22 protein-coding genes are annotated in these 24,914 nt (G+C 60.8%); 8 read left to right on the plus strand and 14 right to left on the minus strand.

Features of this window, described 5'->3' with window-relative positions; genetic code table 11:
- Window positions 1-163: 163 nt before the first annotated feature.
- The 3 genes from ACIONG_RS00210 to ACIONG_RS00220 all read left to right on the plus strand — a co-directional run bounded on the left by ACIONG_RS00210 (window position 164) and on the right by ACIONG_RS00220 (window position 4,507).
- A complete protein-coding gene (locus tag ACIONG_RS00210; protein ID WP_401295791.1) occupies window positions 164-1,306 on the plus strand; it encodes a glycerate kinase in 1,143 nt (380 codons plus the stop codon).
- 346 nt (window positions 1,307-1,652) lie between these two features.
- Window positions 1,653-3,278, plus strand: a complete 1,626-nt coding sequence (locus ACIONG_RS00215; RefSeq protein WP_401295794.1) for a methyl-accepting chemotaxis protein — start codon at window positions 1,653-1,655, stop codon at window positions 3,276-3,278.
- A gap of 41 nt (window positions 3,279-3,319) precedes the next feature.
- A complete protein-coding gene (locus ACIONG_RS00220; RefSeq protein ID WP_103307419.1) occupies window positions 3,320-4,507 on the plus strand; it encodes a pyridoxal phosphate-dependent aminotransferase in 1,188 nt (395 codons plus the stop codon).
- A gap of 245 nt (window positions 4,508-4,752) precedes the next feature.
- On the opposite strand, the gene ACIONG_RS00225 is transcribed toward ACIONG_RS00220, so the two are convergent.
- From ACIONG_RS00225 to ACIONG_RS00260, 8 genes are all read right to left on the minus strand, one after another.
- Window positions 4,753-5,730, minus strand: coding sequence for a 2-hydroxyacid dehydrogenase (locus ACIONG_RS00225; RefSeq protein ID WP_401295796.1), 978 nt, complete (start codon window positions 5,728-5,730; stop codon window positions 4,753-4,755).
- A 13-nt stretch (window positions 5,731-5,743) separates the two neighbouring features.
- On the minus strand, window positions 5,744-7,042 hold the full coding sequence (locus tag ACIONG_RS00230) for an MFS transporter (protein ID WP_103305042.1): 1,299 nt from the start codon (window positions 7,040-7,042) through the stop codon (window positions 5,744-5,746).
- Between the two features lie 58 nt (window positions 7,043-7,100).
- A complete protein-coding gene (locus ACIONG_RS00235; protein WP_401295799.1) occupies window positions 7,101-8,123 on the minus strand; it encodes a sugar kinase in 1,023 nt (340 codons plus the stop codon).
- Window positions 8,116-8,898 carry a sugar phosphate isomerase/epimerase family protein gene (locus tag ACIONG_RS00240; protein ID WP_401295802.1) on the minus strand — a complete coding sequence of 261 codons (783 nt, stop codon included), beginning with the start codon at window positions 8,896-8,898 and terminating at the stop codon, window positions 8,116-8,118. The genes ACIONG_RS00235 and ACIONG_RS00240 overlap by 8 nt, the downstream gene beginning before the upstream one ends.
- Before the next feature lie 156 nt (window positions 8,899-9,054).
- A complete protein-coding gene (locus tag ACIONG_RS00245; RefSeq protein WP_401295804.1) occupies window positions 9,055-10,083 on the minus strand; it encodes a LacI family DNA-binding transcriptional regulator in 1,029 nt (342 codons plus the stop codon).
- A 153-nt stretch (window positions 10,084-10,236) separates the two neighbouring features.
- Window positions 10,237-10,878 (minus strand): DUF1345 domain-containing protein, encoded by a 642-nt coding sequence (locus ACIONG_RS00250; RefSeq protein WP_103305038.1) that lies wholly within the window; start codon window positions 10,876-10,878, stop codon window positions 10,237-10,239.
- 133 nt (window positions 10,879-11,011) lie between these two features.
- Window positions 11,012-14,110 (minus strand): multidrug efflux RND transporter permease subunit, encoded by a 3,099-nt coding sequence (locus ACIONG_RS00255; RefSeq protein ID WP_401295809.1) that lies wholly within the window; start codon window positions 14,108-14,110, stop codon window positions 11,012-11,014.
- A 15-nt stretch (window positions 14,111-14,125) separates the two neighbouring features.
- Window positions 14,126-15,283: an efflux RND transporter periplasmic adaptor subunit gene (locus ACIONG_RS00260; protein WP_103305036.1), complete on the minus strand. Its 1,158-nt coding sequence runs from the start codon at window positions 15,281-15,283 to the stop codon at window positions 14,126-14,128.
- 277 nt (window positions 15,284-15,560) lie between these two features.
- Here ACIONG_RS00260 and ACIONG_RS00265 point away from each other — a divergent pair, with 277 nt between their 5' ends.
- Both ACIONG_RS00265 and ACIONG_RS00270 read left to right on the plus strand, forming a co-directional pair.
- Window positions 15,561-16,262, plus strand: coding sequence for a response regulator transcription factor (locus ACIONG_RS00265; RefSeq protein WP_103305035.1), 702 nt, complete (start codon window positions 15,561-15,563; stop codon window positions 16,260-16,262).
- A gap of 4 nt (window positions 16,263-16,266) precedes the next feature.
- Entirely contained in the window at window positions 16,267-17,568 is a 1,302-nt protein-coding gene (locus ACIONG_RS00270) for an ATP-binding protein (protein ID WP_401295813.1), read from the plus strand.
- A 138-nt stretch (window positions 17,569-17,706) separates the two neighbouring features.
- Here ACIONG_RS00270 and pncA read toward each other — a convergent pair whose 3' ends face one another.
- Complete coding sequence (pncA, locus tag ACIONG_RS00275; protein WP_401295816.1) at window positions 17,707-18,333, minus strand: bifunctional nicotinamidase/pyrazinamidase; 627 nt, start codon at window positions 18,331-18,333, stop codon at window positions 17,707-17,709.
- Between the two features lie 250 nt (window positions 18,334-18,583).
- On the opposite strand from pncA, the gene ACIONG_RS00280 reads away from it, so the two are divergent.
- Together ACIONG_RS00280 and ACIONG_RS00285 are read left to right on the plus strand one after the other, a co-directional pair.
- Window positions 18,584-18,919, plus strand: coding sequence for a hypothetical protein (locus ACIONG_RS00280; RefSeq protein ID WP_401295819.1), 336 nt, complete (start codon window positions 18,584-18,586; stop codon window positions 18,917-18,919).
- Window positions 18,916-20,850: a hypothetical protein gene (locus ACIONG_RS00285; protein WP_401295821.1), complete on the plus strand. Its 1,935-nt coding sequence runs from the start codon at window positions 18,916-18,918 to the stop codon at window positions 20,848-20,850. The genes ACIONG_RS00280 and ACIONG_RS00285 overlap by 4 nt, the downstream gene beginning before the upstream one ends.
- 45 nt (window positions 20,851-20,895) lie before the next feature.
- Here ACIONG_RS00285 and ACIONG_RS00290 read toward each other — a convergent pair whose 3' ends face one another.
- The 3 genes from ACIONG_RS00290 to ACIONG_RS00300 are packed head-to-tail and all read right to left on the minus strand — an operon-like array spanning window position 20,896 to window position 22,734.
- Window positions 20,896-21,654, minus strand: a complete 759-nt coding sequence (locus tag ACIONG_RS00290) for a transcriptional regulator (RefSeq protein WP_213028538.1) — start codon at window positions 21,652-21,654, stop codon at window positions 20,896-20,898.
- Window positions 21,654-22,148, minus strand: coding sequence for a sigma-70 family RNA polymerase sigma factor (locus ACIONG_RS00295; RefSeq protein ID WP_103305030.1), 495 nt, complete (start codon window positions 22,146-22,148; stop codon window positions 21,654-21,656). The genes ACIONG_RS00290 and ACIONG_RS00295 overlap by 1 nt, the downstream gene beginning before the upstream one ends.
- Window positions 22,149-22,200: 52 nt before the next feature.
- Window positions 22,201-22,734 (minus strand): tetratricopeptide repeat protein, encoded by a 534-nt coding sequence (locus tag ACIONG_RS00300; RefSeq protein ID WP_401295824.1) that lies wholly within the window; start codon window positions 22,732-22,734, stop codon window positions 22,201-22,203.
- A 159-nt stretch (window positions 22,735-22,893) separates the two neighbouring features.
- Here ACIONG_RS00300 and ACIONG_RS00305 point away from each other — a divergent pair, with 159 nt between their 5' ends.
- Entirely contained in the window at window positions 22,894-23,664 is a 771-nt protein-coding gene (locus ACIONG_RS00305; protein WP_401295826.1) for a class I SAM-dependent methyltransferase, read from the plus strand.
- Between the two features lie 44 nt (window positions 23,665-23,708).
- On the opposite strand, the gene ACIONG_RS00310 is transcribed toward ACIONG_RS00305, so the two are convergent.
- Complete coding sequence (locus ACIONG_RS00310; RefSeq protein ID WP_213028540.1) at window positions 23,709-24,188, minus strand: hypothetical protein; 480 nt, start codon at window positions 24,186-24,188, stop codon at window positions 23,709-23,711.
- A gap of 227 nt (window positions 24,189-24,415) precedes the next feature.
- Entirely contained in the window at window positions 24,416-24,751 is a 336-nt protein-coding gene (locus tag ACIONG_RS00315; protein ID WP_401295829.1) for a DUF2834 domain-containing protein, read from the minus strand.
- Between the last annotated feature and the right edge of the window lie 163 nt (window positions 24,752-24,914).

A 24,914-nucleotide genomic window follows, 5' to 3' on the forward strand; every position in this document is an offset into this window, starting at 1 on the left:
ACCTGTGGGAGCTGGCTTGCCAGCGATGAGGCCGGGACATTCGCCATCCATTTCAGGGTTTTTGTAGAAATGAACAATAAACCCCCGCGCCATTTGTGCAGCGGACAGGCGTCAATGCGCATGCCGACTGGCAGCATGAGGGCATTCGAACAGGAGAATTCGCATGAAAATCGTCATCGCCCCCGATTCATTCAAGGACAGCCTGAGTGCCCAAGGCGTTGCCGAGGCCATTGCGCTGGGCCTGGCGCAAGTCTGGCCACACGCCACACTGGTCAAGTGCCCAATGGCCGATGGCGGGGAAGGCACCGTCGAATCGATTCTCGCCGCGTGTGAAGGCGAACTGCGCCGCACCCGCGTGCGCGGCCCGTTGGGCGTACCGGTTGACGCCGCATGGGGCTGGTTGCCGCACAACCACACGGCAATCATCGAAATGGCCGAGGCCAGCGGTCTGCAATTGGTGCCGCTGGGTCAGCGCGATGCGTGCATCAGCAGCACCTTCGGCACCGGCGAACTGATTCGTGCGGCGCTGGATGCCGGTGCGCAGCGGGTGATTCTGGCGATTGGCGGCAGCGCAACCAACGATGGCGGCGCCGGGGCGATGCAGGCACTGGGGGTGAAATTGCTCGACGCTCAAGGGCAAGCGCTGGTGCCGGGTGGTTTGGCATTGGCGCAATTGGCGCGACTGGATCTGAGCGAGCTGGACCCACGCCTGGCGCAGGTGCGTTTCGACATCGCCGCCGACGTCAACAATCCGCTGTGCGGACCCCATGGTGCTTCGGCGATTTTCGGCCCGCAGAAAGGGGCGTCGCCCGTGCAGGTCCAACAACTCGATCAGGCCCTCGGCCACTTCGCCGAGCTGTGCGCGCAAGCGTTGGGCAAAGACGTGCGCGATGAGCCGGGCAGCGGCGCGGCAGGTGGTTTGGGTTTCGCGGCCAAGGCGTTTCTTGGCGCGCAGTTTCAGGCCGGTGTCGAAGTGGTCGCCGAGCTGGTCGGATTGGCTGAGGCGGTCAACGGCGCAGATCTGCTGATCACGGGCGAAGGTCGCTTCGATGCCCAGACCTTGCGCGGCAAAACCCCGTTCGGCGTCGCGCGGATTGCCAAGCAGGCGCAGGTTCCAGTGATCGTGATCGCCGGGACCCTGGGGGAGGGCTATCAGGAACTCTACGCGCACGGCATCGATGCCGCATTCGCCGTGACCAGCGGCCCGATGACACTGGAAAAGGCCTGCGCCGAAGCGCCACGCTTGCTGCGCGAACGCGCCACCGACATCGCCCGCGTCTGGCAACTGGCCAGACACCCGTCCTGAACGGCACCGAGAACCTTGTGGCGAGGGGATTTATCCCCGATCGGCTGCGCAGCAGTCGCCAATCCTGTGTATGCGAAGTGCCTGAAGGGTTGTAAGGGGCCGCTTCGCAGCCCAACGGGGATAAATCCCCTCGCCACAGGAGCCGGAGAAGCTTCAAGATGTTTCATTGTCGTAACACCCTGAAAAATATTTGCTCTTGACCCACAATCTTCCTAAAGCCTGGCCGATACAGCTATCAGGCGCGCACAAAACTCCCTAATAACAGTGACGCCGGACCGAAGCCCGCCCCACGGGTCAGTGATCACGGCATGGATGCTCGTAGTTTCTATCTTCCGAGAGTCCAACTATGTCCTTGCGTAACCTCAATATCGCGCCCCGTGCCTTCCTCGGTTTTGCCTTTATTGCCTTGCTGGTGATCGTGCTTGGCGTGTTCGCCGTCAACCGCATGTCGGTCATCCGCCAGGCTTCAGTCGACATGGATTCGACGCAACTGCCCAGCGTGACGCAACTCAGCGTGGTGACGGAAAACGTCCTGCGCCTGCGGATTTTGTCGTTCCGCGTGCTGGTCAATCGCGAGGCCGCCGGTTTGCAGGAGGCGCAGACCCGCATTGGCGTGCTGGTCGACAAGGTGCGCAGTGCCCAGGCCGCTTACGCCGCGCTGCCGGCCGGTCCGGAAGAGCGGGCGCTGTATCAGTCTTTCGCGACGACCCTGGACAACTACCTGCAAGCGCAAAACCAGATGATGGACCTGTCGCGCCAGGACAAGCTCGACGAGATGCGCACCCTGATCAACACGCGGATCAAGGACGGCACCGACCAGATGGGCGAGCAGCTCAACAAGCTGATCGCGATCAACGCCGCTGACGCCAAAACCGCGTCCATGCAGGCGGGCGAGCATTACGACAGCGCCATCACTGGCATCGTCATCGTTGCGGTTGTCGCTGCGCTCGCTACAGTGTTGCTGGCGTTGTTGCTGACGCGCAGCATTGTCACTCCGCTGAACCGTGCCGTTGAGGCGGCGCAAACCATCGCCGGTGGCAACCTGACCAAACTCATCGAAGTCGATGGCAAGGACGAACCGGCGCGCCTGCTCGCCGCCCTCGCCGCGATGCAGACCAACCTGCGCAAAACCATTGAGCAGATCGCTGGTTCCGCCACGCAACTGGGCGCCGCCGCCGAAGAACTCAGCGCCGTGACTGAAGAAGCGTCTCGCGGCCTGCAACAGCAAAACGACGAAATCGAACAAGCCGCCACCGCCGTCAACGAGATGACCGCGGCGGTCGAGGAGGTTGCACGCAACGCCGTGTCGACGTCCGAAGCCTCGAACCAGTCGACCCACGCCGCCCGTGAAGGTCGCGATCAAGTGGTGAAAACCGTCGACGCGATCCAGACCATGACCCACGACGTGCAGAACACCGCGCAAATGATCGAAGGCCTGGCCGCGCAAGGTCGTGATATCGGCAAAGTGCTTGACGTGATCCGCGCCATTGCCGAACAGACCAACCTGCTGGCGCTGAACGCGGCCATCGAAGCGGCGCGTGCCGGTGAGGCCGGGCGCGGTTTTGCCGTGGTCGCGGACGAAGTGCGCGCACTGGCCCATCGCACCGCGCAGTCGACTCAGGAAATCGAAAAAATGGTCGCCGGCATCCAGAACGGCACCGGTGAAGCGGTTTCGTCGATGCAGCAAAGCAATCAACGCACCCAGTCCACCCTGGAAATGGCCCGCGCTGCCGGCGTTGCCCTGGAGCAGATCACCCAGTCGATCCACCAGATCAACGAACGCAACCTGGTCATCGCCAGCGCTTCGGAAGAGCAGGCGCAAGTCTCGCGTGAAGTCGACCGCAACCTGGTCAACATCCGCGATCTGGCCACGCAATCGGCCGCAGGCGCCAACCAGACCAGCGCCGCGACTCACGAACTGTCGCGTCTGGCGGTGGATTTGAACGCCATGGTGGCGCGTTTCGTGATTTGAGATACGGTGAAGGCTGGAGACTGCGCAATCAGGAGACGTACATGCGCTATTCAGCCTTGACCCAACGAATCGCCGGGGAGGGAGCAGCGGCCTGGCAGATTCACGACCGAGCGCTGGAGTTGCGCGCCGAGGGTGTCGACATATTGCTGCTGAGCGTGGGCGACCCGGATTTTGATACACCACTGCCGATCGTCCACGGCGCCATCGACAGCCTGCTGGCGGGCGATACGCATTATTCCGAAGTCCGTGGCCGGCTGGCGCTGCGTCAGTTGATTGCCGCACGCCACCGGCAACGCAGCGGTCAGGCAGTCGACGCCGATCATGTGATTGTCATGCCCGGAGCGCAGTGCGCGGTGTATTCGGTGGCGCAATGCTTGCTCGACCCGGGCGACGAGGTGATCGTCGCCGAGCCGATGTACGTCACCTATGAAGGGGTGTTCGGCGCTTGCGGCGCGACCGTGGTGCCGGTGCCGGTGCGTCCGGAAAACGGCTTTCGCGTCGACCCCGCCGATGTCGCCGCGCGGATCACGCCGAAGACCCGCGCCATGCTGCTCAACAGTCCCAACAACCCTTGCGGCGCGAGCCTGCCGCTGCTGATCTGGCAGGAACTGGCGGCGCTGTGCATTCATCATGACCTGTGGCTGATCAGCGACGAGGTCTACAGCGAACTCCTTTACGAAGGCCAACACATCAGCCCGGCGAGCCTGCCGGGGATGGCCGAACGCACGGCGACGATCAACAGCCTGTCGAAATCCCACGCCATGACCGGGTGGCGTATCGGCTGGACGATCGGCCCGAAATCGTTGGCCGAACATCTGGTCAATCTGTCGTTGAGCATGCTGTTCGGCTTGCCGGACTTTGTCCAGAAAGCCGCGGAAGTCGCGCTGGCTTCAGACCTGCCGGAAGTGTCGCAGATGCGCGAGGAATATCGCCTGCGCCGGGACCTGGTGTGCGAACGCTTGCGCGGGTGCCCGGGATTGCAGCCGATACGACCGGATGGCGGGATGTTCGTCATGGTCGATGTGCGCCAGACCGGATTGGGCGCGCAGGCGTTTGCCGAGCGGTTGCTCGAAGGTTACGGCGTGTCGGTGCTGGCCGGAGAGGCGTTCGGGCCGAGTGCGGCGGGGCATATCCGCCTCGGGCTGGTGCTGGACCGGGTGAAACTGGCGGATGCCTGTGCGCGGATTGCCCTGTGCGCGGCGCAGCTGTTACAGGCGCGCAGTGCCTGATGGTTTTGCAGCGTGTTCACTGGCCCCATCGCTGGCAAGCCAGCTCCCACAGGGTTTTGATGAACACTGAAGCATCTGTGGGAGCTGGCTTGCCAGCGATGGGGCCAGATCAGGCCATGCAGATCTCAGCCCTGCCAGGCAGGCAGCTCCCACAGAGTTTTGTGTCGCTCACCGATTTGATGAACACTGAAGAATCTGTGGGAGCTGGCTTGCCAGCGATGAGGCCAGCTCAGGCCATGCAGATCTCAGCCCTGCCAGGCCAATGGATTCACTAGATTCGCAGGTTTATCGCCAGCCAACGCCACCAGCAGATTCTCCACCGCACAGCGCGCCATCGCCTCCCGCGTTTCATGGGTCGCCGAGCCCATATGCGGCGTCGCCACCACATTGTCGAACTGTAACAACGGCGAGTCATGATTCAGCGGCTCACGTTCGAACACATCCAGCCCAGCCGCACGAATCCGTTGCTGGCTCAGCGCGTCGATCAGTGCTGCCTCATCCACCACCTTGCCCCGCGAGATGTTGATGAAAATGCTCTCCGGGCGCATCAGCGCAAATTGCTCAGCGCCGATCAAGCCTTCGGTCTGTGCGGTCAGCGGCAAGGTCAGACAGATGAAATCGGCTTGCTGCAAGAGCTCCTCAAGGCTGCGGTACTGCGCAGCAAACCGCTCTTCGACCGCCGGTTTGCGCGACTGGCTGTGATACAGCACCGGCATGCCGAAACCGAAATGCCCGCGCTGGGCCAACGCCTCGCCAATCCGGCCCATACCGATAATCCCCAGTGTCTTGCCATGCACATCGGTGCCGAAATGGGCCGGGCCGATATTGCGCTGCCACTGACCGCTGCGCACCATGTTGGCCAGTTCCACCACACGCCGGGCCGTGGCCAGAATCAAGGCGAAACCGGTGTCGGCAGTGGTTTCGGTGAGCACGTCGGGGGTGTTGGTCAGGAGGATCTTGCGCCGGGTCAGATAGTCGATGTCGTAGTTATCGACGCCCACCGAGACGCTGGCAATCGCTTCCAGCTGCGGCGCCAGATCGAGCAACGCGGCGTCGAGTTTCAGGCTGGCACCGAGCAAGCCGTGGGCGTGGGGCAGGGCATCGCGCAGTTGCATCAGGCCTTGGGCGTCGAGGCTTTCAATCAGCGTTACATCAAACTGTGCTTGCAGCCGCGCCATCAGCGCGGGCGAGAGTTTCTTGTACAGCACGACGTGTTTTTTCATGGCAAAAGTCTCTTCAGGAATGCGCCGGCACGGCACGCGTGGCAACGGCTTTGGCCACGACGCGATCACTGGCGCCGGGCTTGAGGAAAATTGTCAGCACCACCGACAGCAGCAGCGCGCCGCTCATCAGCAGGTACGAAGCACCCGGCGATCCGGTGGAGCTGTTCAGATAACCGACCAGATACGAGCCGCCGAACGAACCGAGCGCACCCATGCTGTTGATCAGCGCCATCGCGCCACCGGCGACGTTGGCCGGGAGGATCTCCGGAACGATGGCGAAGAACGGTCCGTAAGGCGCATACATGCAGGCGCCGGCGATCACCAGCAGCGTGTACGACCACCAGAAATGCTCGGCACCGAGCGCGTAGGAGCCGTAAAAGGCAATCGAGGCAATCAACAGGGGCGGCCAGACAAAGCGTTTGCGTTTTTGCAGTTTGTCCGAGCCCCACGAGACCAGGAGCATGCCGATCACCGCCGCCAGATAGGGCAGCGCCGACAGCCAGCCGGCCTCGATCATGTCCATTTGCGCGCCGGCCTTGAGAATCGACGGCAGCCACAACACGAAGCCGTAAACGCCGATGCTCCAGCAGAAAAACTGCAACGCCAGAATGATCACCTTCGGCGAACGAAACGCCTCGGCGTAGTTTTTCACCGCTTTGATGCCCACCTGTTCGGCGGCGAGGGCACTTTCCAGATCGTGCTTTTCTTGCTCGCTGAGCCACTTGGCCTGGGCCGGACGATCATCGGCGAGTTTCCACCAGATAAACGCCCAAAGCACCGCCGGCAGACCTTCGATGATGAACATCCAGCGCCAGCTGAAATGCTGCACCAGATAACCCGAAACCACCGACATCCACAGCATGGTCACCGGGTTGCCGAGGATCAGAAAGGTGTTGGCCCGCGAGCGTTCGGCACGGGTGAACCAGTGACACAGGTAGACCAGCATCGCCGGCATTACCGCCGCTTCGACCACGCCGAGCATGAAGCGGATAACGATCAGCCAATAGGCGTTGGAGACCACGCCGGTCAATGTGGCCAGGCCACCCCAGAGGATCAGGCTGACGAAAATCAGCTTCTTCACGCTGTGTTTTTGCGCGTAGATCGCGCCCGGCACCTGGAAGAAAAAGTAGCCGAGGAAGAACAGCGCACCGAGCAATGAGGACAGCCCCGGCGTGATCATCAGGTCGGCGGCCATGCCCGATGCGGCGGCGAAGCCGTAGTTGGCGCGATCGAGATACGCCAGGCTGTAGGTGATGAACACGATCGGCATGATGTACCACCAGCGGCGGGCGGCGAGGGTTGCAGTTGTCATGGTGTTGCTCCTGAGCTTGTTGTTTTTGTCGCAGCAGGTTCAATAAAGCGTTGGTCTGTCAGGGCCTCATCGCTGGCAAGCCAGCTCCCACAGGTTTTGTCTGCACCACGGTCAATGTGGGAGCTGGCTTGCCAGCGATGGCGTGTTCAAATTCAGCAACGAGTTCGGATCGGGTCGGCAACCCCTCCATATCCCCGCGACTCTGCACCGCCCGACTGCCAATCCAGTTCGCCCGTTGCACCGCCTCGGCAAAACTCTGCTGCTCCAGCAGGGCACTGATCATCCCCACCGCAAAGCCGTCACCCGCGCCCACCGTATCGACGACATGGGCTACCGGCACGCCGGCGACAAAGCCCTGATCCAGTTGCGTGCGGTAATAGGCGCCCTGCGGCCCAAGCTTGATCGCCACCGCTTCGGCGCCCTGATCGAGATAGAACGCGGCGATGTCCGCCGGGTCCTCGAAACCCGTGAGCAAACGACCTTCACTCAAGCCCGGCAAGACCCAGTGGGCGAGGGCGGCGAGACGGTTGATCTCGCTGATCATTTCGCGCTCGCTGGCCCACAGGCTCGGGCGCAGATTAGGGTCGAACGACACGCTGCGTCCGGCATGGCGCATGCGCGTCATCAGCTCCAGCGACATCTCCCGCGCCGAGGCCGACAGCGCTGGCGGAATCCCGGTGGCGTGCAAATGCCGGGCGCTCAGCAGGCTTTCATTGATCGACTGCGGCGACAGATGACTGGCCGCCGAACCGCGGCGGAAATACTCGACCTGCGGATCGCTGCCATCGTCGGTGCGGGATTTGAACTGGAAACCGGTCGGATGCTGGTTGTCGACCTCGACGTTCCAGCAATCCAGACCTTCGCGCGTCAACGTGTCGACGACAAAACGGCCGAGCGAATCGTTACCCACTCGGCTCAGCCACGCGACATCGAAACCCAGGCGTGAAAGGCCGATCGCCACGTTGCTATCGGCACCGGCAATGCGCTTGTGGAATTGCTCGACCCGCGCCAAGTCACCGCATTGCTCGGCCACCAGCATCGCCATGGTTTCGCCAAACGACAGAATATCGATCTCAGACATGGGCAGGCTCCAGACGGGATTGGCCGAGACGGGCGAGGGTGGCGACGTGTTCGCGGGTCAACGCGACCAGATCATCACCTTGCAACGGATACTCGGCCGCACGCATAACGCCTTGGGCCATGTGCCGCAGCAGTTGTTCCCACAGATGCAGGTCGCTGACGTCCGGCGGCGTCGCCACCAGTTTGCCGTCGGCACGCCGGGCCACAGCCTTGCAGTGCACGTAGCCGACATGGCGACCGAGCAGGCGGGCGGCGTTGGCGGCGGACTGGTCCTGCCACTGCCAGTTGCCGATGTCGAACGTCATCTTGATCGGCAGGCTGTGCTGTTCCACCGCCGTGAAGAAGCGCTGGAACGGTTCGATGCGGCCGCCGTGCAAGGTCTGGTCGTTTTCCACCAGCAGTTGCATCGGGCTGCTGTCGAGCAGTTGTTTCAGAGCTGTCAGATCACAGTTGTCGGTGAAATAGCCGAGCGAGACTTTCAGCCACTTTGAACCGAACGCCTCGGCGTGTTGCAGGGAGGTGATCAGTTCGGGATTAGCGCGTGACTGGCCGGCGAGCCACAGTTCGGTCGGCGACGAATAGATGCTTTGCAGGCCCAGCGCGGCGGTGGCTTCGCTCAATTGCGCGGGATTTTCCCGGGTTAGAAGTTCTTCGCGCCATTCAATGCGATCGGCGCCGGCAGCGGCGAGCACATCGATAAAAAAGTCTTGCCCGCGCTGGCGCACAAGCTCGGCGCCGTAGCTGGACAGGCTGATGGAAACGGCAGTTTTATTCATTGTTGTGTACCTCTGAAACCGGTTTCATTTTTGTTCAAGTTTTTTTAGATGTTTCTATGGTGTTCTTTTGGGCCTCATCGCTGGCAAGCCAGCTCCCACAGGTTTTGTGTGCGCCACGGACACTGTGGGAGCTGGCTTGCCAGCGATGACGTCAGATCAATCAGCGCAAAATCTCAAGGTCGACCCACGCTCAACCAGCACCGGCGCAAAATCCAGCACCCGCGCCGCCTTATCATCTCCCCGCAGTCGCCTGAGCAAACACTCGAACGCCCGCGCGCCAATCTCTTGCGTCGGCTGGGCCAGCGCCGTAATCCCGCTGCCCACCAACGGATACCAGTCCAGGTCATCCAGGGCAATCAGCCCGACATCCTCAAACAACTGCGAGCCGATCTTGCGCAAGGCATGAGTCGCGGCCAGCGCCGCCACACCGTTGGCGCAAAACAGCGCTTTCGGCCCCGGCCCTGGAGTGTTTAAAAAAGTTTGCAGGTGAATGGCCAGATCGTCGCCCGTTTCCAGCACCGCCCCGGTCAACCCGGAACGCTGCGCAACCTGCGTCTGAAAACTGCTGACCCGCTCGATCCGCGAACTGGTGCCGTCAAACGGTTCGGTGACCAGCAGCACATCGCGATAGCCACGCTGCTCAAGATGGGCGAGGGCCATTGCCACGGCCTGCGGGTTGTTCAACCCGACCATGTCGCTGTCGAGCCCGTCGACCTTGCGATCCACCAGTACCAGCGGCATCTCGCGGTGCAATTCATGCAATTCGTCACGGTGATGGCCGAGGGTATTCACGATCAGGCCTTCGATGTTGTACGAGCGCAGGAGGGCCAGATGCTGACGCTCTTGCTCGTCATCGCGGTCGGTGTTGCACACCACCAGGCTGTAGCCGTGCGCACGGCAGGCGGTTTCCACCCCGTGCATCACGGCAATCGAATAAGGGTTACGGATGTCGGCGACCAGCATGCCGATCAAGCGAGTACGCCCGCGTTTGAGGCCGCGGGCCATCTGGTTTGGGCGATAGCCCAGTTCGGCAATCGCCTGCTCGATGCGCAAGGCAATGGCATCGGAGAGCAGGGCGCGGTCATCGCCGATGAAACGCGAGACGCTGGCCTTGGAAACACCGGCGCGTTCGGCGACATCGAGCATGGTCACGCGGCTGCGCTGGGCGGCGGAAAAGTCGTTCACGGTGTGAAACCTTGTTATTGGATTTATAGGGCGTCAGTCGTTACATGTGACTGAAACCGGTTTCAGGAAACACCAGAATCAAATCTTTCGTCAAGTGAATGATCGTTCCGCTCGACCCAAGTGCCGACGGGCGGCACCGGGATCAGGCGCTCGTCAGCCGAACAAACCGGCCGCGATATTGATTGAAAAACCCAGAATGGCCGTGTTGAACACGAAGCCGATCAACGATTGTGCCAACACGATTTTGCGCATGTCCCGCGTTGCTACGCCGACATCGGCCGTTTGCACCGCAACGCCGATGGTGAACGAGAAATACAGGAAGTCCCAGTAGTTGGGCGTGGTCAGGCCTTCGGAAAAACGCAACGCGGGTTCCTTGCCATCCCATGTGTAATACAGGCGGGCGTAATGCACGCAAAAGATCACCCCGATCAATAACCATGAGCCGATCACGGTCAGTGCGGTGAAACCGTAGTGCAGCAGTTTGCTAGAGGCTTCCAGATCCTTGCTGCCGGCGAGTTCGAAGGTGATGGTGGCGAGACTGGCCAGCGCGGCGATGCACACCACGAACAACACCAGACCGGCGTTTTCATCTTCGACTTCGGCGATGCGTTTGACGTCCGGTGCCTTGGAACGCGCAGTAAGCCAGAGCATCAGGATCAGGTAAGTCCAGACGCCTGCGTTCCAGCCGATGAGGATTTTGCTGACGATGGAGTCGGCGGGGGCCAGAAGACCTGTGGCAAGGCCGAGCAGGGCAGCGGCGGAAAGGCGAGGATGGGTGCGGGCGAGGAAGCGCATGGGGACTCGAGGGCCAGGATGGTTCAGACACCTTAGCCATGTGGGAGCTGGCTTGCCAGCGATGACGGCGGCACAGTCAACATTGATGTTGGCTGACCCATCGCTATCGCTGGCAAGCCAGCTCCCACAGGACTCAATGGTGCTTGGTGAAGCGTTTTACGAGTTTCATGACCACGACGAAGAACACCGGCACGAAGATCACCGCCAGCGTCGCGGTGATCATCCCGCCGATAACCCCGGTGCCGATGGCCTGCTGGCTCGCCGAGCTGGCGCCGGTGGCGATGGCCAACGGCACCACACCAAGGATGAACGCCAGCGAAGTCATCACGATCGGCCGCAAACGCAGGCGTGCCGCTTGCAGCGTGGCGTCGATCAGGTCGTGGCCTTCGTCATACAGACTCTTGGCGAATTCGATGATCAGGATCGCGTTCTTCGCCGACAGACCAATGATGGTAATCAACCCGACCTTGAAGAACACATCGTTGGGCATCCCGCGTAGCGTCACCGCCAGCACCGCACCGAGCACACCCAGCGGCACCACCAGCAACACCGAAGTCGGAATCGACCAGCTCTCGTACAACGCGGCCAGACACAGGAACACGATCAGCAGCGACAGGCCGAGCAGTATCGGCGCCTGGCTGCCGGACAAACGCTCCTGCAACGACAGGCCCGTCCATTCCTGCCCGAGACCTTTCGGGCCCCGCGCGACCAGACGTTCAATCTCGGCCATGGCCTCGCCGGTGCTATGGCCCTGCGTTGGCTCGCCGGAGATCGCAATCGCCGGATAACCGTTGTAACGGGTCAATTGCGCCGGGCCCTGAATCCATTTGGCCTGGACGAATGCCGACAGCGGCACCATTTTTCCGGCGTTGTTGCGCACGTGCATTTTCAGCAAGTCATCGACCTGACTGCGCTGATCGCCTTCAGCCTGCACCACCACACGATGCATCCGGCCCTGATTGGGGAAGTCGTTGATGTACGCCGAGCCCACAGCGGTGGACAGCACATTGCCAATCTCGGCAAACGACACACCCAAGGCATTGGCCTGTTTGCGGTCCACTTCCAGTTGCACCTGCGGCGCTTCGGCCAGTGCGCTTTCGCGGACATTCATCAGCACCGGGCTTTTCTCGGCGGCCGCGAGCAATTCCGTGCGTGCCTGCATCAACGTCGCGTGCCCGAGGCCGCCGCGATCCTGCAAACGGAACTCGAAACCGCTCGACGTACCGAGGCCGTCCACGGGCGGCGGCAGCACCGAGAACGCCATGGCGTCCTTTATCTCGCTCAGTGCGATATTGGCGCGATCGGCAATCGAGCTGGCCGAATCATCGCTGCTGCGCTGCGACCAATCCTTCAGCGTCGAAAATGCCAACGCTGCGTTCTGCCCACTGCCAGAGAAGCTGAAACCGAGAATCACCACACTGTCGCTGATTCCCGGCTCGCTGGCGTTATGCGCCTCAAGCTGTTCAGCCACGGCCACCGTACGGTTCTTGGTCGCGCCGGGCGGCAGTTGAATGTCGGTGATGGTGTAACCCTGATCTTCCACCGGCAGGAACGAGGAGGGCAGACGCGCAAAGCACAGGCCCAGGCCGACCAGCAACACGACGTAGATCAGCAGATAGCGCCCGGTACGCTTCAGCGCGTAACCGACCCAGCCCTGATAGCGATTGGTCAGTTGCTCGAAGCGGCGGTTGAACCAGCCGAAGAATCCGGATTTCTCGTGATGCTCACCCTTGCCGATCGGCTTGAGCAGTGTTGCGCACAACGCTGGAGTCAAGGTCAGGGCGAGGAAGGCCGAGAACAGAATCGACGTCGCCATCGACAGCGAGAACTGCTGGTAGATCACCCCGACCGAACCCTGCATGAAGGCCATCGGAATGAACACCGCCACCAGCACCAGCGTAATGCCGATGATCGCACCGGTGATCTGCGTCATCGCCTTGCGCGTGGCTTCCTTGGGCGACAGGCCTTCGGTGGCCATGATCCGCTCGACGTTCTCCACCACGACAATCGCGTCGTCCACCAGAATACCGATGGCCAGCACCATGCCGAACATGGTCAGCACGTTGATCGAGAAACCCAGTGCCAGCATGGTCGCGAACGTGCCCATCAACGCCACGGGCACTACCAGCGTCGGGATCAGCGTGTAGCGGACGTTTTGCAGGAACAGGAACATCACCGCAAACACCAGCAACATCGCCTCGCCCAAGGTGTAAACCACTTTGGTGATCGAGACCTTCACGAAGGGCGAAGTGTCGTAGGGAATCTTGTATTCAACGCCGGCAGGGAAGTAGCGCGACAGTTCGTCCATCTTCGCCCGCACCAGTGTCGCGGTGCTCAGCGCGTTGGCGCCCGGCGACAACTGCACACCAACAGCGGTGGACGGCTTGCCGTTGAGACGGGTGCCGAACTGATATTCCTGGCTGCCGATCTCGACCCGCGCCACATCGCTGACGCGCACGGTAGAGCCGTCGGGGTTGGCCTTGAGCACAATGTCGGCGAACTCTTCCGGTGTCGACAACTGGCCTTTGACCAGAATGGTCGCGGTGATTTCCTGGCTGGACGGGTTCGGCAGATCGCCGATGCTGCCGGCCGAAACCTGCGCATTCTGTGCGACGATGGCGGCGTTGACGTCAGCCGGGGTCAGGTTGAAGCCGATGAGTTTCTGCGGGTCGATCCAGATGCGCATGGCCCGCTCGGCACCATACAACTGCGCCTTGCCGACACCGTCGAGACGCTTGATCTCGTTCATCACGTTGCGCGCCAGATAATCACTGAGCGCGACGTCGTCGAGCTTGCCGTCACTGGACGTCAGGCTGATCAGCAAGAGGAAGCCGGAGGAAACCTTTTCTACCTGCAAACCCTGCTGATTCACCGCTTGTGGCAGACGCGACTCGACCACCTTGAGGCGGTTTTGCACATCGACCTGCGCCAGTTCCGGGTTGGTGCCCGGCTGGAACGTGGCCTTGATCGTGGCGCTGCCCAGGCTGCTTTGCGATTCGAAATACAACAGGTGATCGGCGCCGTTGAGTTCTTCCTCGATCAGGCTGACCACGCTTTCATCGACGGTCTGCGCTGAAGCGCCGGGGTACACGGCATAAATTTCGATTTGTGGCGGGGCGACATCGGGGTACTGCGCCACCGGCAATTGCGGGATGGCCAGCGCACCGGCCAAGAGGATGAACAGCGCGACCACCCAGGCAAACACCGGGCGGTCGATAAAGAACTGCGGCATATAAAAGCGTCCTGCTTACTGACCAGAGGTCTGGGCAAGTGGAAGAGGGGTGTCGTCAATCTGGACTTTCTCGCCGGGGCGGGCGTGTTGCAGGCCTTCAATCACAATGCGGTCGCCCGGTTTCAGGCCGCCGGTGACGATCCAGCGATTGTTCTGCACCGCGCCCAGTTGCACCGGCTGCTCGGCAACGCGCATTTGCTCGTCGACTGTCAGCACCTGGGCGACGCCGGCGCTGTCTCGTTGCACGGCGCGTTGCGGCACGGTGATGCCGTGCGCAATCGTGGCCTGTTCCAGACGCACGCGGATGAAGCTGCCGGGCAACAGGTCGAGATCCGGGTTGGGGAATTCGCTGCGCAGAATGATCTGGCCGGTGCCCGGGTCGACGGTGATGTCGCTGAACAACAGTTTGCCCGGCAACGGATAGAGGCTGCCGTCATCCTGAATCAGCGTGGCCTTGACCTGATCCTGCCCGACTTCCTGCAACTGCCCGGAACGGAAGGCGCGGCGCAGTTCATTGAGTTCGCGGGTCGACTGGGTGAGGTCAGCGTGAATCGGGTTGAGTTGCTGAATCAGCGCCAGCGGCGTGGTTTCGTTCTGCCCGACCAGCGCACCTTCGGTGACCAGCGCGCGACCGATGCGCCCGGAAATCGGCGCAGTGACGGTGGCGTAACCCAGATTCAGCTTCGCCCGCTCCACGGCGGCCTTGTTGGCGGCGACATCGGCCGCCGTTTGCCGGGCATTGGCGCGGGCGTTGTCGTAGTCCTGAGCGCTGATGGCCTTGTCGTCGATCAACTGGGCGTAGCGCTGCTCTTGCAGCTTTGCCTGGAACGCATTGGCTTCGGCCTTGCGCAACGCCGCTTCGGCGCTGTCCAGGTCAGCCTTGAACGGTGCCGGGTCGATGCGAAACAGCACGTCGCCCTTTTTTACGTCGCTGCCTTCGCGATAGGTGCGTTGCAACACCACACCGGCAACCCGAGCGCGCACTTCGGCGATGCGCGGCGCGGCGATGCGGCCGCTGAGTTCACTGCTGATCGACAGGGGGCGGGCTTCGATGGTCTCGGTGCGCACAGTGGCTGGCGGTGCCTGCTCTTCGGCGTTCGAAGAAGAGTCACAGGCGCTCAGCGTCAGCGCCATGGCAATCAGGCCGAGCCCGGCCAGCAGTTTGTTCGACATTTACTACCCCCAATATTGATGCCCGCATCCTACGGGCAGTCGCCGAGAGTAGCGGTGAAGCTTTGTAGGCGCTGTGTGAAATTGTGTAAGGGTTTTACTCAGGGAAGGGCGAGGGCGTATATCCTTAAGCCCTTGAAATTTATTGCGACAGATATATCGCTATCGCGGGCAAGCCCGCTCCCACAGTGATTGGTGGTGTTCACATCAAAGTCTCTGTGAGGGCGGGCTTGCCTGCGATGAGGCCCGACCCGTCGCCACAGCACTTTCTGGATCACCCATGCCCAACATCCTCTTGGTCGAAGACGACACCGCCCTCGCCGAACTGATTTCCAGCTACCTGGAGCGCAACGGTTATTCCGTCAGCGTCATCGGCCGTGGCGACCATGTGCGTGAACGGGCGCGGGTCAGTCCACCGGATCTGGTGATCCTCGACTTGATGCTGCCCGGCCTCGACGGGCTGCAAGTCTGCCGTCTGCTGCGCGCCGATTCAGCGACGCTGCCGATCCTGATGCTCACCGCCCGTGATGACAGCCACGATCAGGTGCTGGGCCTGGAAATGGGCGCCGATGATTACGTCACCAAACCCTGCGAACCGCGCGTGCTGCTGGCCCGGGTGCGCACCCTGTTGCGCCGCAGCAGCCTCGGCGAACCGCTGACGGTCAATGACCGTATCGTCATGGGCAATCTGTGCATCGACCTGTCCGAACGCACGGTGACCTGGCGTGATCAGCCGGTCGAACTGTCCAGCGGTGAGTACAACTTATTGGTGGTGCTGGCACGACACGCCGGCGAAGTGCTCAGCCGCGACCAGATTCTGCAACGCCTGCGCGGCATCGAATTCAACGGCACCGACCGTTCGGTGGACGTGGCGATTTCCAAGCTGCGGCGCAAGTTCGACGACCACGCTGGCGAAGCTCGCAAGATCAAGACGGTGTGGGGCAAGGGCTACCTGTTCAGCCGCTCCGAATGGGAATGCTGAGCTGATGTTTCGCATCCTGTTTCGCCTGTATCTGGTGACGATTGTGTCGTACAGCGCCGCGATCTATCTGGTGCCGGATCTGGTGGTCATGGCGTTCCGCGATCGTTTTGTCACCTACAACCTTGATTATTCCCGTGGCCTGCAATCGCTCATCGCCAAGCAGTTCCGCGCGGTGCCGCACGACCAGTGGCCAGCGCTGGCGGCGGCGATGGACAAGGACTTCCAGCCGTTGCACATCGTCCTTGCGCGTATCGACGATGCTGACTTCAGCGCTATAGAAGGTGAGCGTCTGCGTCGTGGCGAGAACATCGTGCGCATCGGCGACTGGGGCTGGCGCACGCTCGCGGTCACACCGCTGGACGACACCACCGTGGTGCAAATGGTCGTGCCGCCGGACCCGATGGACGTCAATCTGTTGTACTGGAGCATCAACGTATTGATCGGCGCGACGCTGCTCGCCTGCCTGTTGATCTGGTTACGCCCGCACTGGCGTGATCTGGAACGCCTCAAAGGCACTGCCGAGCGCTTCGGTAAAGGCCATTTGAGCGAACGCACGAAAATCGCCCCGAGTTCGAACATTGGCAGCCTGGCCAATGTGTTCGACACCATGGCCGGTGACATCGAGAACCTGCTCAACCAGCAACGCGACCTGCTCAACGCGGTATCCCACGAACTGCGCACGCCCTTGACGCGTCTGGACTTCGGCCTGGCGCTGGCGCTGTCCGACGACTTGCCGGCCGCCAGCCGCGAACGCTTGCAAGGCCTGGTCGCGCATATTCGCGAGCTGGATGAGCTGGTGCTGGAGCTGCTCTCTTATAGTCGCTTGCAGAATCCGGCGCAGTTGCCGGAACAGGTTGACGTGTCACTGGATGAGTTCATCGACAGCATTCTGGGCAGTGTCGATGAAGAACTGGAGTCGCCGGACATCGTGATTGACGTGCTGCTGCACGGTCAGCTCGAACGCTTTTCCCTCGACCCGCGTCTGACCGCGCGGGCGATCCAGAACCTGCTGCGCAACGCCATGCGCTATTGCGAAAGGCGTATCCAGATCGGCGTGCAGGTCAATGCGGGCGGTTGTGAAATCTGGGTGGACGATGATGGCATCGGCATTCCCGACGATGAACGCGAGCGGATTTTCGAGCCGTTCTATCGACTGGACCGCAGCCGTGACCGGGCAACCGGTGGTTTCGGCCTCGGCCTGGCCATCAGCCGCCGGGCCTTGGAAGCGCAGGGCGGAACGCTCACAGTAGAATCCTCGCCCTTGGGCGGCGCTCGATTCCGATTGTGGTTACCGACACCCGTCTGATTGTGGCGAGGGAGCTTGCTCCCGCTCGGCGGCGCAGCCGTCGTAAAACCAGCCCCCGCGATTTGATTGCAAGAACGCAGGGGGCTGCTTCGCAACCCAGCGGGAGCAAGCTCCCTCGCCACAGGGAAAGGGTGGGTGTCAGGAAATTTCGGTGGATTGAATCAAGTGGACTCCGGCGCTCTGCATCCGGTCCATCGCTGCCGCCAATGAACCGTCCATATCAATCGCCCGGCAGGCGTCCAGCACCACAAAGGCATTGAACCCCGCCGCCCGCGCATCCAGCGCCGAGAACATCACGCAAAAATCCAGCGCCAGACCGACCATGTAGACCGTGTCGATTCCGCGCTCTTTCAGATAACCGGACAGCCCTGTGGTGGTGCGCCGATCGGCCTCAAGAAATGCCGAATAACTGTCGATGTCAGGGTTGCAGCCCTTGCGGATGACCAGTTGTGCGTGGGGCAGGTCCAGGCCCGAGTGGAACTCGGCCCCGCCGGTTGCTTGCACGCAATGCTCAGGCCAGAGCGTCTGCTCGCCGTATGGCAGTTGAATCACATCGTAGGGTTTGCGGCCGGGGTGGCTGGAGGCGAAAGAAGCGTGCCCCTTCGGATGCCAATCCTGGGCGATGACGACCTGTTTGAACTGGCGCGAGAGCTTGTTGATCAGCGGTACGATCTGATCACCCTCAGGCACCGGCAGTCGGCCGCCGGGGACGAAATCGTTTTGAACGTCGATCACCAATAATGCAGTGCGAGAAGATACGGACATCGGTGGATCCTCCTTGGAAATCACGTGTTCAGCATAGAAGTGGTTTTCCTATACAGCCAAACGGCTGTTCGGCAAATTCGGGCGGGATGTTTCCGCGCATTCCGACCAGCGGTAGCGTTTTGCGCTGAATTATGCGGTTTACCTGTCAGATCTGACAGTAGGCGAACACGGGCAATGCGTGTCTCATGCGCATATCACGACTCCTGTTCCGACATCGCATTGGAGTCCTGTTCCAGAAAGGATAACCGCTATGGACGCCAAGACCCTTGTTAAACCACGTATTCCCGGCATGACTCAGCCGGTCCTCGGGCCTGAAAATGCCGACGCCGGACTGCCGCTGGCACTGACTTATCTTTACCCGCAAGGGGTAAAGGTTTTCATCGAACCAGCGTCCACCGCCCAGGACGGTGACGTCTACGTGGTTCGACTGAACGGTGAGCGGGTGACGTCGGCAATCATCGCCGCCGGCGAGGCGACGCTACGTGTGATCGTGTACGTGGCGCTGGGCAAGTGGAAGACCCCACTGAATGTCCTCGAATACGCCTTGGAGCGGGGGGACGGGAGGTTGAGGCGTCAGCGCCATTGACCGTTATTTATCACGACAAGCGTCCGGGGAATGTTGATCGGTTTCCTGAGGAGGAGGGCCATTCGGAGCTGATGCTTGAAGTGCCGCCGGATGCACTGGATGAAGGTGTCGATCCCGACCGGGCGCGTGCAGGTGTCAATGTCAGAGTCGCCTACCCGTTGATGAGAGCGTTCGACACCGTTGTGTTGTATTGCAATGGTAAAACCCTGAGCCATGCGGTCAGTGCGGATGAAGCGGATCGACAGCAGCCCATCCAGATGACCATCGATGAGGCGACATTTCGCGCTGGCGGGGACAACCCGCGTTTCGAGTTGCGTTACACGGTGCTCGATCGTGTCGGGAACAGCCCGGATGTCAACAGCCCGAATTCGGCCAGCCAGTACCTGTACGTCAACCTCGATGGCACTTGGTACGACCCGCCGATCATCACTGAAGACCCCAATGATCCTGACGATGACGCCAGCATCATCGAGCTGGAAAAACTGGCCGGCAAACCGGCAACCGCACAAATCTATGTATCGCGGAGCTGGCTCAGAGACGATGAGATCCGCTTGACGGGGCGTTTCTATGGTGAGGACGGAGCGTTGCTGGAGCACCTGACATTTAAGGAACTGGTGAAGAACGCGCCGTTCTCCTACTCGATTCCTTTGCCTTACGCAGCGTTTGCCGGTGCCGCGAAGGGGCACGCAGTGTTCAGCTATCAGCGCGTGAGCCAAGGGAGCGAGCTCGACCGGTCATACGTGCAAAAAGTCGACATTATCGGTGAACCCGCTGCGGACCTTCTGGCGCCTGTGCTTGTGGGCTCCGGTTACGTGATTGATCCTCTGGCTGTGCCTGACGGCGTAACAGCGCGAGTGGAATACCTCGAAGACAAACCCGGGGACAAGGCACGGCTGGTGATCCAGGGTGCCGCCGGGCTGGGTTCGCCGGCATTTGCGGCGAGCGCTTTCAACAAGAATCACCGGGCCAACTTCCTGATTGCGTCTCCGGTGTTCGCGGCCAGTCATGGCAAGACAGTGCAACTTGCGTGGCAGTTGCTCCGTGGCGCGACCACTCAACCCTCCGCGCATCGTGACGTGACAATCAAGCGGATCGAGGATCGGGATCCACGGCTGCCGATACCCACCATTCCTCAAGCCAGGAACGGCGTGCTCGATCTGGGTGATTTCCCCGCCGGTGCGCAAGCGCAATGTGCGGTCTGGCCGTCCATGGCGGTGGGGCAGTTACGCTGGTTTCGCTTGCACGGCACCGATCGCAACGGAAATGATTACCCGATTATTATTGCCCAGGCTGCTCAAGTGACAGAGCCTGAAATAGCCAGCGGGCTGGACAACGCGCTGCCCCGCAGCGAACTCGCGAAGCTTAAACCGGGATCAAGCTTGCGCATGGAGTTGAAAGTAGCCTTTGACGGGCTCAACGACGAATCGGCTGCAGTGGCGTTCCAGTCGCCGGCTTTCACCGTGCTGAATTCGCCTGCGAGGTTACTGGAAGATTTCACCGGTGTACCCGACCAGACGGCAAGACGGGGCGAGATCATGGAAACGCCGACTATGCAGATCACCTTCAAATCCGGTGATGGCGAGTGCGCGATCATGCCTCGCTCCGAGATCGGCCAATCTTTCCCGGGCCAGATCGAGGGGCAGGTTCTGAGCATCGGCCGCGATGCGTTCGGCCAGGCTGCGCAAGTGGTGGAAATCAAATTGAAGAACGCCTGTTCGCGAATCAGTTTCTTCCATCTCAGCGTGAATTATGAGGACAGCACGGTGGCTTACTACGCCAGCAACGGGTCACTGCTGGGCCGTCAGGCGTTAGGCTCGTCGTTTGGAACACCGGTCAATGTTGCTTTTGATGCGCCGGGGATCTCACGACTTGAATTCCATAGCCCAACACCCGACTGGTTCACCCTCGACACCTTTAAAGTGGATGTCTGATCCCCTGAGGCGAGTTCCGTTGGCTGGAACTTGCCTGTCGAGGCACTAGCCGATGGCGCGCGATTTCAACAGCGTTGCCATCTGCACCAGTGCCGCCGACGGGTGATGCCCGATCAGCATCCAGGCATGTTCACGCTCGGTCCAATACACCACGTTCATCTCATGCCGACGCTCGTGCGCCAAGGGCTGACTGCCGCTGTTCGAGCGTGTCACGCATAACGCCAATGGCCCGTGCCTGGCATCCAGATAGACGATCTGCGCGATCGGCACGCCGTCGTACTCAAGCACTTGTGCACGTTTGAATTCGGCGCCTGGCAGTTTCAATCCGTCCGCTGAAAGATTCAGGCCAAGGCGTGCATCGACAGCACGCAACTGCGAACGCAGTGTTGCCTCATCCGTTGGCAGATGGTCGAGGGTCTGCGGCACGTACAACGCCATATAGTCGCCGACCAAACCGCGCCAGTTATGCGCTTGTTGCGCCTGCCAACCCAACACCAAGCGGTCAGCCAGCACACCTGCGGCGACCAATGTTGCCGCCGCCGCACCGATAAACCAGCGCCGGCTCAATCCCGGCGTTTCAGGTGAGGGAATTGCATCGAGCCGAGCTTGCAGGCGATCCAGCGGCGCTTGCTGCGCCAGTTCGTCGTAAGCATTTTTGTACGGCAGGCTGCTGCGGCTCAGCCACTGCACGCGCAAGTTGAGCAGCGGATCCTCGGCGATGGCGGCGTCGAGCCGATGGCGATAGTCCGGGTCGAGTTCGTCATCCAGATACGCCACCAATTGCTCATCCGAAGGTGGGTTCATCAGTGGTCTCCTCCGGTGGTCTTCGGCACCGCTTGCAACGGCGGGTATTCAGCGAGTTTCAGCCGAGCGGTGGCCAGACGACTCATTACCGTGCCGATCGGCACCTGCAGAATCTCGGCGACTTCGCGATACGACAGGCCCTCGACGTAGGCCAGATACACCGTTTCGCGTTGGGTTTCCGGCAATGCATCGACCCGGCGAATCACTTGCGCCGCCATGACGTGGGTCTGCGCCGCGTATTCACCGTCGAACGCCAGTTGCCCGTCGGCATCGACCTGTCCGGCACCTTGGCGCACGCGGCGGGCGCGCACTTCGTTGAGCCAGATCGAATGCAGAATGCTCAGCAGCCAGCGATCCATGCGCGTGCCGGCGACGTATTGCGCCGAACGCTCCAGCGCCCGCACGCACGTCGCCTGCACCAGATCCTCGGCCACATGCCGATTGCGCGACAGCAACAAACCGTAGCGCCACAGTCGCGCTAGATGCTGTCCCAGTTCTGCTCTGAATGCCTGATCGCTGACGATGATGGCTGTCCTTTATAAATGCTCAGGTTTTCGATGAATCGTTGATGGCTTCAGCCAAATCCTGGTACTCCTCGCAAGATGTGCCGCAAATAGATTTGATCTGTTGCAACTGCTCCTGCGCGAGGTCGACGCGACCCTTGATTACATAAGCCTCGCCCAGGTATTCGCGGACTTGCGCGTACTGCGGATCAAGTTTGACCGATTGCAGGTAATAGCCGATGCCTTCGTCGGTGCGCCCCAGTTTGCGCGTGGCGTAGCCGCGATAGTTGAGAGCCTTGGCGGTGTTCGGTTGTTGCAGGGTGTCGAGCAGCGCCAGTGCCTCCTCGTAGCGACCGTCCTTGGCGAGGCGGTAGGCATAATCGGTGCGGTCGGCGTCGGGCAGCAGGCGGCTGGTTTGCAACACGCACTTCTGGGTTTTGCTGTCCCAGACCTGACCTTTGGGGCATTCGGGCTTCTTGACCGGCTCGTCCTCATCGCCATTGGCAAACACCAAATGGCTGGACAGGGCAGCGACCAGCAGCAACGGGGCGGCGAACATAACGGAACGGATAGTCATGGGCAAGGCTCCACAGAGGGTTATGTCTGACTTTGAACACCACAGGGTGAAATTTTATTCATTGCATTGTCAGTGACTGTTCAGGGCAGGCGTAAATTCAAACGCTATGCTCGTCAGCGTCCGCCGTTGATCCGAAGCTTTGCCGCAAGGGGAATTGCCATGAAAGATCAGCTTCATCACTCCGCCGCCGGCTACAAAACCGCTGCCGACACCTACGTCAAAGGGCGGCCGGATTATCCGCCGCAGGTCAGCGATTGGTTGGCAACCACGCTGAACCTTGATGGACATAAAACAGTGATAGATCTGGGCGCCGGCACCGGCAAGTTCACCGGGCGTTTAGCGGCGACCGGGGCGCAAGTGATCGCCGTGGAACCGGTGGCGCAGATGCTGGAAAAACTCTCTGAAGCCTGGCCTCAGGTATTGGCGGTCAGTGGCACGGCGACGGACTTGCCACTGCCGGACGCCTCGGTTGACGCGGTGGTTTGCGCTCAGGCGTTTCACTGGTTCGCCAGTGCCGAGGCGCTGACGGAAATCGCCCGCGTGCTCAAGCCCGGCGGCAAGTTGGGACTGATCTGGAACTTGCGCGACCCACAAGCCAGTTGGGTGCCGAAACTCGACGCCATCGTCAATGCCCTGGAAGGCGATACGCCGCGCTATTACACCGGTGCCTGGCGTACGGCATTTCCGCATCCAGCGTTCGGACCACTGCAATTGCAGCAGTTTCACCACGGGCACACCGGCTCGCCGGAAGACGTGATTTTCAATCGTGTGCGCTCTACCAGTTTCATTGCCGCGCTGCCGGAGGCACAGCGGGCGAAGGTCGACGAACAGATTCGCGACTTGATCGCATCGGAACCGGCACTGCGCGGTAGAGACGTGGTAACGGTGCCGTACGAAACCGCGGCATTTGTTGCGGTGAAACATGGCTGAGGCAAACGGGCCGCGATGGGCACACGGTTGCCTCAATGACGGTGTTACTCAGATTTTGAGGTTGAAGGCGTGGAAGCGGTCTGAGCAGTCAATTTGAATTCGCCACTCGTGACATCGACTTTCTGCCGTCCATCTTCATGTACGCCCTTGAACCAGAAAGTACCCTCTAGCCGATCATCGCCAGCAGTCGGCACAACGCTCAGGATCAGTTCACCTGATACTGCTGGGTACTCGTCAATATCACCCGGGTTGCCGAGGGCATAGCTTGCTCGATAATCCTTGCCATCCTTGGTTATCTCGTGGGTGCCAATCGTGACATCCTCTGGGACGTACACATTCAGGTATGCATTTTGATTATCAATTGGCTGCGAGATGAGCTGTCCGCCGTGGCCGTGCCAATAGGAACCCAGATCTGGTCGCCACTTGAGGGACAGCTCCGTCTTGTCCGCACTGAACAGCGGGCGTCCACCCCCATTCACCTCAGCAGTAAACCTATTGTCAGTTTTTGAGTTTGATCCGGTCATCGTCAACGCTCCTGATGCATGAACAAGCGGGAGTGAACTCCCGGTGAATGTTCAAACTACTGCATCAGGACTGGCGGCATAACTGTCAGAGTTGACAGGTACTCACAGCTTGACAGCAGAGTTTTTCTGGATTCATTAACCAAAGGTCATTTTGCCGGCGCAACTCCATTCCGTGTGGGAGCGAGCCTGCTGGCGAAGACTGGTTCAGCGTCAACCCACAATCCGGATCAGCTCAGTTGAGGTGTATCGACAACGTTCCTGCGCTCCCGAATCCCCCGCACCACCAGATACAGCAACGGCCCGATCGACACAAAAAACGCCGTCAGCAACAGATAAGGCACCACTGACCAAACCGACCGGCCAAGCGACCGGGCGTCCTTGACCATCCACACCCCGGCCAGCGTCGCCAGCAGGTACAGATCGATCACCACCTGCGCGGTATCCGGTCGCGACATCAGGCTGATGCCGAAGTCGATCAGCGACTGCTCAGCCTGGAGCATCACCGAAATGGTGTAACCGGTAAAAGCGAGCAGCGCCGTGAGGGGTAGGGCGATCGACATCATGCGTTCATTCCTTGAAGTGATGAGTAGAACCGCCAGCCTACAGTCGCCACGCACAATTGACCATTGACTTGCCGGCTGGGCTCGGGCTAATTTCCAGTCCATGACTTCCACCGTATTGCGCTGCCAGCCAAGCATTATTACCGCCATTCCTCATTTGGCGGGC

Origin of the sequence: Pseudomonas sp. NPDC087817, from assembly GCF_044742875.1 — a bacterium.
Classification (GTDB): Bacteria; Pseudomonadota; Gammaproteobacteria; order Pseudomonadales; family Pseudomonadaceae; genus Aquipseudomonas.